Origin of the sequence: Winogradskyella damuponensis, from assembly GCF_039538385.1 — a bacterium.
Lineage (GTDB): Bacteria > Bacteroidota > Bacteroidia > Flavobacteriales > Flavobacteriaceae > Winogradskyella > Winogradskyella damuponensis.
On the sequence record NZ_BAABCB010000018.1, the window covers coordinates 311,010 to 324,180 of the forward strand.

7 protein-coding genes are annotated in these 13,171 nt (G+C 32.4%); 4 read left to right on the plus strand and 3 right to left on the minus strand.

Features of this window, described 5'->3' with window-relative positions:
- Positions 1 to 11 precede the first annotated feature (11 nt).
- On the minus strand, positions 12 to 2,570 hold the full coding sequence (gyrA, locus tag ABD730_RS10025) for a DNA gyrase subunit A (RefSeq protein ID WP_334466214.1): 2,559 nt from the start codon (positions 2,568 to 2,570) through the stop codon (positions 12 to 14).
- 273 nt (positions 2,571 to 2,843) lie between these two features.
- Here gyrA and ABD730_RS10030 point away from each other — a divergent pair, with 273 nt between their 5' ends.
- Complete coding sequence (locus tag ABD730_RS10030; RefSeq protein WP_344714311.1) at positions 2,844 to 5,393, plus strand: ATP-dependent Clp protease ATP-binding subunit; 2,550 nt, start codon at positions 2,844 to 2,846, stop codon at positions 5,391 to 5,393.
- Positions 5,394 to 5,495: 102 nt separating this feature from the next.
- On the plus strand, positions 5,496 to 5,867 hold the full coding sequence (locus tag ABD730_RS10035; RefSeq protein ID WP_344714313.1) for a hypothetical protein: 372 nt from the start codon (positions 5,496 to 5,498) through the stop codon (positions 5,865 to 5,867).
- Between the two features lie 7 nt (positions 5,868 to 5,874).
- Here ABD730_RS10035 and hutH read toward each other — a convergent pair whose 3' ends face one another.
- Entirely contained in the window at positions 5,875 to 7,404 is a 1,530-nt protein-coding gene (gene hutH, locus ABD730_RS10040; RefSeq protein WP_334466220.1) for a histidine ammonia-lyase, read from the minus strand.
- A 132-nt stretch (positions 7,405 to 7,536) separates the two neighbouring features.
- On the opposite strand from hutH, the gene ABD730_RS10045 reads away from it, so the two are divergent.
- Positions 7,537 to 8,574, plus strand: a complete 1,038-nt coding sequence (locus tag ABD730_RS10045) for a TlpA family protein disulfide reductase (RefSeq protein ID WP_334466222.1) — start codon at positions 7,537 to 7,539, stop codon at positions 8,572 to 8,574.
- Between the two features lie 63 nt (positions 8,575 to 8,637).
- On the opposite strand, the gene ABD730_RS10050 is transcribed toward ABD730_RS10045, so the two are convergent.
- Positions 8,638 to 10,191 (minus strand): NAD(P)H-hydrate dehydratase, encoded by a 1,554-nt coding sequence (locus tag ABD730_RS10050; RefSeq protein ID WP_334466224.1) that lies wholly within the window; start codon positions 10,189 to 10,191, stop codon positions 8,638 to 8,640.
- A 484-nt stretch (positions 10,192 to 10,675) separates the two neighbouring features.
- Here ABD730_RS10050 and thrA point away from each other — a divergent pair, with 484 nt between their 5' ends.
- Positions 10,676 to 13,147 carry a bifunctional aspartate kinase/homoserine dehydrogenase I gene (thrA, locus tag ABD730_RS10055; RefSeq protein WP_344714316.1) on the plus strand — a complete coding sequence of 824 codons (2,472 nt, stop codon included), beginning with the start codon at positions 10,676 to 10,678 and terminating at the stop codon, positions 13,145 to 13,147.
- The last annotated feature ends 24 nt before the right edge of the window (positions 13,148 to 13,171 follow it).

The window sequence follows — 13,171 nt, forward strand, 5'->3', positions numbered from 1 at the left end:
TTTGTTGTTAATTATTCGTTTTCAGTTTCATTATTATCAATAGCCGTGCCATCTTCAGCTGCATCTTCATTATCAATTGATTCAGAATTAATTACTTCGGCATCATCAATACCTTCAATATCTTCTTCCTCATCTTTCATCACTTTAGCAACTGCTGCAATAGAATCATTTCCTTTAAGGTTGATTAATTTAACACCTTGTGTTGCTCTTCCCATTACACGTAAATCTGCCACAGCCATACGAATAGCTATTCCAGATTTATTAATAATCATTAAATCATCTTCATCGGTTACATTCTTAATAGATACTAAGTTTCCTGTTTTTTCTGTAATAGAAATGGTTTTTACACCTTTACCACCTCTATTGGTAATTCTATAATCTTCTAAACTAGAACGTTTTCCGTATCCATTTTCAGAAACCACAAGAATATTGCTATCCATATCGTCTACAGCAACCATACCTATAACCTCATCGGTTTTTTCATCTTGAAGACGAATACCACGTACACCAGATGCATTTCTACCCATTGGTCGTGTTTTCGCTTCTTCAAAACGGATAGCTTTACCAGATTTTAAAGCTAACATCACTTGGCTTTCACCTGTTGTTAATTTTGCTTCTAATAAAACATCGTCTTCCTTAATGGTAATGGCATTAATTCCGTTAGATCTTGGTCTTGAATATTGCTCTAAAGAGGTTTTCTTAACCTGACCTTTTTTGGTCGCCATTATTACATAATGATTGTTAATGTAATCTTCGTCTTTTAAATCTTGAGTACAGATAAAAGCCATGACTTTATCATCTTGCTCAATATTTATTAGGTTCTGAATTGCTCTACCTTTAGACGTTTTAGCTCCTTCTGGAATTTCGTAAACTCGCATCCAGAAACATTTTCCTTTTTGCGTAAAGAATAGCATGTATTGATGGTTAGTACCAACAAATAAGTGCTCTAAGAAATCCTCATTACGAGTCGTTGATGCTTTCTGACCAACTCCACCTCTATTTTGTGTTTTATATTCTGAAAGTGATGTACGTTTAATATAACCTGCGTGAGAAATTGTAATTACCACTTGTGCATCAGGAATCATATCTTCAATACTCAAGTCTCCTCCTGCATATTCTATTACTGAACGACGATCATCTCCATATTTATCTCTAATAACTTCAAGCTCTGCTTTAATAATATCCATTCGACGTTCTTTCTTGTCTAAGATATCTTTAAGGTCTATGATTGTTTTCATAATTTCCTCATACTCACTTCGCAGCTTATCTTGCTCTAAACCTGTTAACTGACGCAAACGCATCTCAACAATAGCTTTGGCCTGAATCTCAGATAATTTAAAACGTTCTATTAAACTATTACGAGCCTCATCTGCATTTGATGATGCACGAATAATTTTAATAACCTCATCAATATTATCAGAAGCTATAATTAAGCCTTCTAATATATGAGCTCTTTCTTCAGCCTTACGCAATTCGTAAGTGGTTCTTCTAACAACTACATCATGTCTGTGTTCTACAAAATAATGAATTAGTTCTTTTAGGTTTAATAACTGCGGACGACCATTTACTAATGCAATATTATTAACACTAAATGACGATTGTAAAGCTGTATATTTAAATAACTTATTAAGTACAATATTAGGTATTGCATCACGCTTTAAAACGTAAACTATTCGCATACCATTTCTATCAGATTCATCTCTAATAGTAGCAATACCTTCTAATTTTTTTTCATTAACCAAGTCAGCAGTTTTCTTAATCATATCTGCTTTATTGATTTGGTAAGGAATCTCTGTAACTACAATACATTCTCTACCTTGTACTTCTTCAATAATTGCATTACCACGCATTACAATACGCCCACGACCTGTATGAAAAGCTTCCTTAACCCCATCATAACCATAAATGGTTCCACCTGTTGGAAAATCTGGTGCTTTGATATGTTGAATTAATTCATCTATTTCAATATCATTATTGTCGATGTAAGCAATTGTTCCATTTACCACTTCGGTTAAGTTGTGTGGTGGCATATTTGTTGCCATACCAACAGCAATACCTGAGGCTCCATTAACTAATAAACCTGGAATACGCGTTGGAAGAACTGTTGGCTCTTCTAAAGTATCATCAAAATTTAATTTATGATCTACAGTTTCCTTATCAATATCTGCTAACATATCTTCAGATATCTTACGCATTCTTGCTTCTGTATAACGCATTGCAGCCGGACTATCTCCATCTACAGACCCAAAGTTACCTTGTCCATCAACTAACATATAACGCAAACTCCATTCTTGAGCCATACGTACCATAGCGTCATAAACTGAAGTATCACCATGTGGATGATACTTACCTAAAACCTCACCGACAATTCTTGCTGATTTTTTATGTGCTCCAGTTGCTCTAACACCTAATTCGTGCATACCGTAAAGTACACGTCTATGAACTGGTTTTAAACCGTCTCTTACATCTGGTAGCGCACGTGACACTATGACCGACATTGAATAATCAATGTAAGCCGATTTCATTTCATCCTCAATGTTAATTGGAATGAGTTTTTCTCCTTCTGCCATATATAAAATTAATTAGTTTTTTTGTGAATTTTCATAACGCGCTAATATAACCAAAATACCACTGTTTTTAGAGAAATACCACTTGGTTTTTGGTATTTTTTATTAACAATATTTGATATCTTTTTCGTTAATAAGTATCTGCAATTTTCCTTTGATTTAAAAAGCTTTTTTACTCTCTTCGTTTACGACTTATAATAATCATATAATTAAGGTACGGTTTTTGACTTATACTCAATATGTTTTTATTATTTTTAAAGCAGAAAGGAATATAGTATGGATGATAATTTTTCCCCAAGAGTTAAAGATGTAATTGCTTACAGCAAAGAAGAAGCTTTACGTTTAGGTCATGATTTTATTGGTACTGAGCATTTAATGCTTGGACTTTTAAGAGATGGAGACGGTAAAGCTATAGATATTTTAAGCGCCTTAGATGTAGATCTAAATCACCTAAGACGTAAAGTAGAGATTTTAAGTCCTGCCAACCCAAATATCGTAACTACATCGAACGAAAAAAAGAACTTGCACTTAACAAGGCAAGCAGAGCGTGCACTAAAAACAACGTTTTTAGAAGCAAAACTATTTCAGAGCACCTCAATAAACACAGCACATTTATTATTGTGCATTTTAAGAAATGAGAATGATCCTACAACAAAGCTTTTAAACAAGCTAAATGTAGATTATGATAACGTAAAAGAAGAATTTAAATCTATGGCAACTAACGAAGATGATTATTTAGAAACCCCAAAAGCAGAATCGTTTTCTGATGATGATATGAACGAACAAGAAGATGCAAAACAGAATCCGTTTGGAGGCCAATCTAGTAAAACAAACAAGAAATCAAAAACACCAGTTTTAGATAATTTTGGTAGAGACTTAACTGTACTTGCTGAAGAAGACAAATTAGACCCTGTTGTAGGACGAGAAAAAGAAATACAACGTGTCTCTCAAATTTTAAGTCGAAGAAAGAAAAACAACCCCTTATTAATAGGAGAACCTGGTGTTGGTAAATCTGCTATTGCCGAAGGTTTAGCATTACGCATTGTAAAGCGAAAAGTATCTCGTACCTTATTTAATAAGCGTGTCGTCACTTTAGACTTGGCAAGCTTAGTTGCAGGCACAAAGTATAGAGGGCAGTTTGAAGAACGTATGAAAGCCGTTATGAACGAGCTTGAAAAGAATGATGATATTATTCTTTTTATTGATGAGATTCACACTATTGTTGGTGCTGGTGGTGCCACAGGAAGTTTAGACGCCTCTAATATGTTTAAACCAGCTTTAGCAAGAGGTGAAATACAATGTATAGGTGCAACTACTTTAGATGAGTACAGACAATATATTGAAAAAGATGGTGCCTTAGAACGTCGTTTTCAAAAAGTTATTGTTGAACCAACTTCTGTTGAAGAAACCATCGAAATCCTTAATAATATTAAAGGAAAATACGAAGAGCATCATAATGTCGATTATACAGATGAAGCTATTGAAGCTTGTGTAAAGCTAACTAATCGTTATATGACAGAGCGTTTTCTTCCAGACAAAGCTATCGATGCTTTAGATGAAGCAGGTTCTCGTGTACATATTACTAACATAGATGTACCAAAACAAATTCTTGAACTAGAAAAGAAACTTGAAGAAGTAAAAGAAACAAAGAATAGCGTTGTTAAAAAGCAAAAGTACGAAGAAGCAGCAAAGCTTAGAGATGACGAAAAACGATTAGAAAAGGAACTCGCAACTGCCCAAGAAAAATGGGAAGAAGAAACAAAACAACACAAAGAAGTTGTTACTGAAGATAATGTTGCTGATGTCGTTTCTATGATGACAGGAATTCCTGTAAATAAAATAGCACAAACAGAAATCACTAAATTATCTAAATTACCAGAATTAATTAAAGGTAAGGTTATTGGACAAGATCAAGCTGTTGCTAAAGTTGTAAAAGCGATTCAACGAAACAGAGCTGGACTTAAAGACCCTAACAAACCTATTGGATCATTTATATTCTTAGGGCAAACTGGTGTTGGAAAAACACAATTAGCCAAAGTATTAGCTCGCGAGCTATTTGAAAGTGATGATTCTTTAGTAAGAATAGATATGAGTGAATACATGGAAAAATTTGCTATATCGCGTTTAGTTGGTGCACCTCCAGGATATGTTGGATATGAAGAAGGTGGTCAATTAACAGAAAAAATAAGACGTAAGCCTTATGCTGTTGTCCTTTTAGATGAAATTGAAAAAGCACATCCAGATGTCTTTAATATGTTATTACAAGTTCTAGATGACGGGTACTTAACAGACAGTTTAGGTCGTAAAATTGATTTTAGAAATACTATCATAATTATGACGTCTAACATTGGAGCCAGAAAGTTAAAAGACTTTGGTACTGGTGTAGGTTTTGGTACTTCTGCAGCAATAGCTCAAGAATCAGATCATGCAAAAGGGGTTATTGAAAATGCACTTAAAAAAGCGTTTGCACCTGAATTTTTAAACAGAATTGACGATGTTATTGTCTTTAATGCTCTAGAGAAAGAAGATATTAATAAAATTATTGATATTGAACTAGTTAAGCTTATTAATAGAATTAAAGATTTAGGTTACGATCTTAAACTTACAGATAACGCTAAAGGTTATATCGCCGAAAAAGGATTTGACAAACAGTATGGCGCAAGACCATTAAATAGAGCCATTCAGAAATATGTTGAAGATGCTCTAGCTGAAGAAATCATTAATTCTAAAATTCAAGAAGGAGATATTATCACTATGGATTTAGATGAAAAAAATGATGTCTTAAGCATAAAGATAAAATCAGCGGGTAAAACTACAGAATCATAAATAGCGATTTTTAATATTTTAAAAATCATTCATAATAAAAAAAACTCCTTTAATTATAAAGGAGTTTTTTGTATTTTGTAAGAAAAATAAGTACTCTTTTTTATGCAAAAAATTATTGATATAGGCTTCTGTACATTAAAATTCTACAAAAATTATATGATCACAACTATAAATGAAGGTGTTCATGTAGATAAGGAACAAAATGAAGCACTCATCAAAATAGCAGAAAACTATTATTCAAACCAACCTTTTGTATACATTAGCCACAGAGTAAATTCTTATTCCGTAAATCCCAATGTTTACCCAAGGACTTCTAAAACTAAAAATTTAGCTGGTTTAGCCGTAGTAACTCACGATTATAAAGCCAAAAGGAATGCTCAAATCGAAAAATTATTTCTTCACAAACCTTTTGAAATTTTCGCCACTTTAACAGAAGCTTTTAATTGGGCTGATGAGTTAATTAGCAATAGCTAATGCATCCTTATTTTAAATCGTAATGATTTAAAAATAACTCCTCTATTTCAATATCAACATCTTTTAGAAACTGAATAGAAGCTTCAATAGAATCATGTAACACCTCATCTACTTTTATAAATGGCACTACTTTTCGGTATTGCTCTAAAAATGATTCTAACAAAGGAGAAGTTTTCAAAGGTCTTCTAAACTCTATGGCTTGTGAAGCATTCATCAATTCAATAGCAATAACACGATCAACATTTTTTATCAAAGTATAAGCCTGTGTCGCGGCATTGGCTCCCATACTCACATGATCTTCTTGTCCATTACTAGAGACAATACTATCTACACTAGCAGGAGATGCCATTTGTTTATTAGCACTTACGATACTTGCTGCAGTGTATTGCGGAATCATAAAGCCCGAATTTAAACCAGGATTATCTACTAAAAATGCAGGCAAACCTCTTAAACCAGATACCAATTGAAAAACACGTCGTTCTGAAATATTACCTATTTCAGCCATAGCAATCTTCAAATAATCCAAAGCTAATGCTAACGGCTGACCATGGAAATTTCCTCCAGAAATAATTAAATCTTCTTCATGAAAAATATTAGGATTATCTGTTACAGAATTAATTTCCGTTAAAATCACTTTCTCAACAAAATCTAAAGTATCCTTTGTTGCTCCATGCACCTGTGGAATACAACGAAACGAATAAGGATCTTGTACATGTTCTTTTTCGCGCGTGATTAATTCACTTCCGTTTAAAAATTCATTAAAGCGTCTTGCTACTTTTCGTTGTCCTGGATGTGGTCTTACTGCATGTACCAAATCATGAAAAGGATCTAAGCGTCCATCAAAAGCATCTAAAGAAATACTAGCAATAATATCTGCCAAATACGATGTTTTATGAGACATTAGCAACAAATAAACACCATAAGCGCTCATAAATTGCGTACCATTTAATAAAGCTAAACCTTCTTTAGCTTCAAGTGTTATAGGCTCCCAATTAAACTCTTCTAAAAGTGTTGCTGCATCATATTCCTTATTGTTATGCATCACTTTTCCTTTTCCTAATAAAGGTAATGCCAAATGTGCTAAAGGTGCTAAATCCCCTGAAGCTCCCAAAGAACCTTGCGTAAACACAAATGGAAAAATATCGTTATTAAAAAATTCAATCAATCTTTCTACGGTTGCTAACTGCACTCCACTATGGCCATAACTCAGTGACTGAATTTTTAAAAGCAGCATCACTTTAACAATAGATTCTGGTACACGCTCACCTGTTCCACATGCATGAGACATTACTAAATTTTCTTGAAGCTGACTAAGATCCGTATCAGAAATCTTTACATTATATAACGATCCAAAACCTGTATTAATTCCATACATAGGTTTTTTTTCATTTGCCAATTTATTGTCTAAATACGTTTTACATTTCTGTATCTTATGTTTAGATGCCTCTGAAAGTTTTAGCTTTTTATTCTTATAAAAAATATTATAAATCGTTACAATATCTAAAGCATCAGAAGAAATTATATGAAAGTTATCCATTAGGAAGAATTTTAATGTTTTTTTCAAAATTGAGAATATTTTTGGATTCTACAAGGTTTTGTTAATAATTCATTTCAATATTAATTTTATTTTTTAATGGTTATTTTTGCAATCGAAAAAAAAACAAAATTTATGAAACGATTATTAGTGCTTTGCTTAGCTACAACTATTTTAGCTTGTAAGGGAGAACCTAAAGATTATGCAACAATTTCTGGAAAAATTGAAAACCCAGATAATAGTAAAACTCTAAAAGTTTTTAAAGGTAGCGAGTACGAAAAAATAATTAAGCTTAATGATGATGGTACGTTTAAAGATACATTAAAAGTTGTTGAAGGAGATTACACCTTTTTACATGGAAAAGAATACGGATCAATCTATTTAAAAAATGACAAAACGTCTGCTTTTGAAGTAGACAACGACTCCTTTTTAGAATCAATTGTTTTTAAAGGTGATAATTCGGATATTAATAACTTTTCTGTTAGATCATTTTCAATTTCTAAAGACTATTTTACAGAAGACCTTATTAATTATGGCACAAAAGAAGATTTAGAAAAAGCAATTGAAGACTACAAATCGGCATATAATGATATAAAAATCAAATATCCTAAAGTAGACTCAACTCGAGTAGCACTAATGGATAGAAATATTGAAGGTTCTATTGTACAATTAAATAGATTTATGGCGTCTAAAATAGCAACACGTGCTGCTTTTCCTAAAGGATCACCATCTCCTACTTTTGAAAATTATGAAAATTTTGCTGGTGGTGACTTATCGCTTTCAGACTTAAAAGGAAAATATGTTTACTTTGATATTTGGGCGACTTGGTGCGGACCTTGCATTAAGGAAATTCCTTCTCTTAAAAAGGTTGAAAAACAATTTGAAGGCAAAAACATAGCTTTTGTAAGTATTTCTGTAGATAATGGTCGTGGCTATAAAAATGATGCCGCTGCAGCATACCAAGGTTGGAAAAAAATGGTTGCCGATGAAGAACTTGGAGGCATTCAATTAATGGCAGATAATGGTTTTGCTTCTGACTTTATTAAAAGTTACAAAATCAATTCAATTCCAAGATTTATTCTTGTAGATCCTAATGGAAATATTGTTGATGCAGATGCTCCAAGACCATCAAGCCCTCAACTTATTAAATTATTTGAAAAATTGGGACTATAATTTCAAATCTCAATTAGTAAAAGCCTGTTTCAAACATTCTATTGAAACAGGCTTTTTTTTTTATTATTTGTTTTGTTTTTCTTCTTCCTGAGGTTGCTCTGGCTGTTTAAACAAATCAATATAAGCCTCACCAATGGTTGCTACAATATGACTAGCAATTAAACTTTGGTAACCGTAATCTTCTAATGAAATATCTGCAGCTTTTCCATGGAGGTAAACTCCAAAAATAGTTGCTGCTAACGGTTCGTATGCTTGCGCTACTAATCCGGAAATAATCCCTGTTAAAACATCGCCACTTCCCGCTGTTGCCATACCAGGATTTCCTGTGGTATTCACATAAAGTTTTTCATTATAAACAGTTATAGAATGTGCTCCTTTTATAAGAACTATAACATTATATTTTTTTGAAAATGCTTTTACCTTTTTAAGCTTTTCAAAATCATCAGACCAAGCTCCTACTAAACGTTCCAATTCTTTAGGATGTGGAGTTAAAATAGATTGCTCTGGTAATAATTTTAATAAGGCTTTCTTTTTTGAAAGCAAGTTGAGAGCATCTGCATCTATTACTAAAGGACTTTTATTTTGTTTTAAAAAGGCCTCAAATGCTTTTGCTGTTTTTTCTGAAGTTCCCAATCCTACTCCAACACCAATTACTGTTGGTTCTATCTCAAATTGAATATTAGAAATATTTGTTTCATCTTCATCTGTAATTACCATAACTTCTGGAATAGCCGTCTGTAAACTTTGATAACCACATTTAGGAACATAAGCTGTTACCAAACCACACCCAGAGCCTAAAGCTGCTCTACTAGCTAAATTAACAGCGCCTATTTTACCATAACTACCTCCTAACATTAAAACATGCCCAAAATCTCCTTTATGTGCAAATTTTTGTCTTGGTTTATAAATTGGCAAAACTTCATGTTTAGATATAAGCTCTACTTCTGTTTCTGTTTGCATTAAATAATCACGATCTATACCAATATCTAAAGCTTCCCATTGTGATGTATACTTGGCTGTTTCTGGCAAAAAGAAGACCAATTTAGGAGATTGAAAACTCAGTGTATAATTAGCATGAACAACTGCTTTACTATCTTCTACAGCTTTATCTGTATAAAGTCCCGAAGGAATATCTATAGATAATGTAAACGCTTTAGAATCCCTAAACTTTTGAAATAATTCTTGAACCCAAGTATTAGGTGGCCTATTTAATCCTATTCCAAAAACAGCATCTACAATAATATCATCTACTCCAATAACAACATCTTCAAAATCGCTTTTGCAACTTAACATTGTAGGCCATTTTTTAGTAACGTTTTTTATATGATCATAGTTAAGCAAAAAGTCCTTAGTACGTTTATCACTGCAATTTACAATGTAGGTCACCACATTATAGCCATGGGTAATTAAATGTCTAGCCAAAACTAAACCATCTCCACCATTATTACCAATACCACAAAATACATGAATAGGCACCTGCGCACCTTGCATGCGCATATGCATCCAATTAAAAATTTGTGTTCCTGCTCTTTCCATCAATTCTGTTGATGATATTTTTTGGCGTTCTGTAGTTAATTTATCGCCTTCATAAATTTGTTCTTTTGAAAATAATTTCATGTATTGTCTATATTTATTTTTTATAAGTCACATGGCACTCTCAATCAATTCATTTTATTGATAATAGAATTTTGAACATGCTCGTTTCATTTGTATATTATTTATCAGATTAAATTCAGTTAATAAGAGATCACAAATCATTCTTACTCTATAGGAAACATTTGTCACAAAACGTTACATGTGAATAATTTAATACTGGACCATATTTATTAATTATAATTCATTTTTTTAATAAAGATTACCTCTTTTTTACTAATTCCCTAAAAAGCTATGATTAGTTTTTTTATTGTTATAAAAATAATACTTTTGGTATGTAATGAAAACAAATCTTAAAATAACATCACATACAATGGGTAATGCTAACAGCATGTGTATTTCTATGTTTTTCATTTCAACTATTATTACCCTTTGGGGTAATTTATAATATGCTCTCCGTCCCTTATTGTCTATTTAGACATTTTATTCTCTTAAATTACATAAACACATGAAAATTCTAAAATTTGGCGGAACGTCTGTAGGTTCAGCCGAAAACATAAATAAAGTTATTTCTATTTTAGAGCAACAATCTAAAGACACTAATATTGCTGTAGTTGTTTCTGCCGTTGGTGGTATTACAGATAAATTATTAGAAGCGGCAAACTTAGCTTGTAATAAAGACTTAGAATATAAACAAACCTATAATGCCATTTGGTCTCAACACAGTAAAGTTATTGAGGGGCTTTTTGAAAATTCAGATCATGATAAAAATCTCAAAAAGAGCCATGAAGCCTTATATGATTTAATTTCAGAAAAATTAAATGAATTAAAAAGCCTTTTAGATGGTATCTATTTAATTAATGAATTGTCTCCTAAAACTAAGGACAAATTATTGAGTTTTGGTGAAGCCTTATCATCAACTATAATTTACCACACTTTAAAATCCAGACAAGTTGATGTTGCGTACAAAAACGCACAAGAGTTAATTGTAACAGATTCTAACTTCAATAATGCCATTGTTAATTTTGAGATTACCAATATTAATATTCAATTATATTTTAATTCAAATTCAAACGCTATAGTCTTATTACCAGGTTTTGTTTCTAAATCTGTACACGGAGAAATAACGACTTTAGGTCGCGGAGGATCAGATTATACTGCCGCAATAATTGCAGCTGCCATAGATGCAGATGAATTACAAATTTGGACAGATGTTAGTGGTATGTACACCACCAATCCAAAATTGGTAAAACAAGCTGCTCCTATTGTAGAACTATCATACCAAGAGGCTGTAGAATTATCACATTTTGGAGCCAAAGTTTTATATCCACCAACAGTGATGCCTGTGCTTAAAAAGAAAATTCCTATTGTGATTAAAAACACTTTAGATCCTGAGGCACTAGGAACTACAATAACAGAAAACACGCAACCAAATGGCTCACCTGTTAAAGGTATTAGTAATATTGAAAATATAGCATTACTGACTTTACAAGGTAATGGTATGGTTGGTGTTCCAGGGTTTGGAAAACGCTTGTTTGAAACTTTAGCTCAAGAAAAAATTAACATTGTTCTAATTACACAATCTTCTTCTGAGCACTCTATTTGCTTCGGAATTTCAGATAACGATGCCAAACGTGCCAAAGAAGTTATAGATACTGTTTTTGAATATGAAATTCAACTTTTAAAAATAGATCCAATCATTGTTGAAACCGACTTATCCATTATTGCTGTTATTGGAGATAAGATGAAAAACCACCAAGGCATTAGTGGCAAAATGTTTAGTACACTAGGTAAAAACAATGTTAATATTAGAGCGATTGCCCAAGGAGCTTCGGAACGTAATATTTCTGCTATTATTCATAAAAATGATGTAAAAAAAGCACTAAACAGCTTACACGAGCAGTTTTTTGAAATTAAAACAAAACAAATCAACTTGTTTATTACAGGTGTTGGTAATGTTGGTGAACGCCTAATTGAACAGATTCATCAACAAAAATCTTACCTTAAAGAAAACTTTAAAATCAGTTTAAAAATTGCTGGCCTGTCCAATTCTAGAACTATGGTTGTTAATGACGATGGTATCAATTTAAAACACTGGAAACAGCAGCTAGAAAACGGAGAAAAAGCAAGTTTAAAAGGCTTCTTAAATCATGTAAAAAAACTAAACTTAAGAAACTCTGTCTTTGTAGATATTACAGCTAATGATGCCGTTGCTAATATATATGGAGATTATCTTAAGCATAGTATTTCAGTTGTAGCTTGCAACAAAATTGCTTGTTCTGGAAACATTGAATACTACAATGAATTAAAAATATTGTCTAGACAATACAACGCAGCATTTTTGTTTGAAACCAATGTTGGCGCAGGACTACCTGTCATAGACACCTTAAATCATTTAGTTACCTCTGGAGATAAAATAAATACTATACAAGCCGTTTTATCGGGGAGTCTTAATTTTATATTTAACAACTTTAATGCTGAAACTACATTTTATGATGTGGTAAAACAAGCCCAAGAAGAAGGCTATACCGAACCAGATCCTCGTATTGATTTAAGCGGAATTGATGTTGCAAGAAAAGTTCTAATTCTGGCTAGAGAAAGTGGTCATGCTTTAGAACTATCTGATTTGGAATCTGATAATTTCTTAACCAATGATGCCATGGAAGCAGCTTCTGTAGAAGACTTCTTTAAAACATTAATAAAAGATGAAACCTATTACCAAAGCTTATTTAAATCGGCTGAAGATAAAAATTGTCAACTAAAATTTGTTGCAGAGTTTAATAACGGAAAAGCTAAAGTTGGACTTCAAGAAATTCCTGAAGGGCATCCATTTTACAACCTTAAAGGTAAAGACAATATCGTTATGTTTTATACACAACGTTACCCAGAACAACCCATGATTATTAAAGGTGCTGGTGCTGGTGCAGACGTTACAGCTTCTGGTTTGTTTGCAGATATTATAAGAATCGCTAATAATTAGATGACCGCTATTGCGGCAAATAAA

What these genes read in the sequence shown, in the direction of transcription:
- thrA (WP_344714316.1), top strand. Translation starts at nt 10,676, where the DNA reads ATGAAAATTCTAAAATTTGGCGGAACGTCTGTAGGTTCAGCCGAAAAC.
- ABD730_RS10050 (WP_334466224.1), bottom strand. Translation starts at nt 10,191, where the DNA reads ATGAAATTATTTTCAAAAGAACAAATTTATGAAGGCGATAAATTAACT.
- ABD730_RS10045 (WP_334466222.1), top strand. Translation starts at nt 7,537, where the DNA reads ATGAAACGATTATTAGTGCTTTGCTTAGCTACAACTATTTTAGCTTGT.
- gyrA (WP_334466214.1), bottom strand. Translation starts at nt 2,570, where the DNA reads ATGGCAGAAGGAGAAAAACTCATTCCAATTAACATTGAGGATGAAATG.
- hutH (WP_334466220.1), bottom strand. Translation starts at nt 7,404, where the DNA reads ATGGATAACTTTCATATAATTTCTTCTGATGCTTTAGATATTGTAACG.
- ABD730_RS10035 (WP_344714313.1), top strand. Translation starts at nt 5,496, where the DNA reads ATGCAAAAAATTATTGATATAGGCTTCTGTACATTAAAATTCTACAAA.
- ABD730_RS10030 (WP_344714311.1), top strand. Translation starts at nt 2,844, where the DNA reads ATGGATGATAATTTTTCCCCAAGAGTTAAAGATGTAATTGCTTACAGC.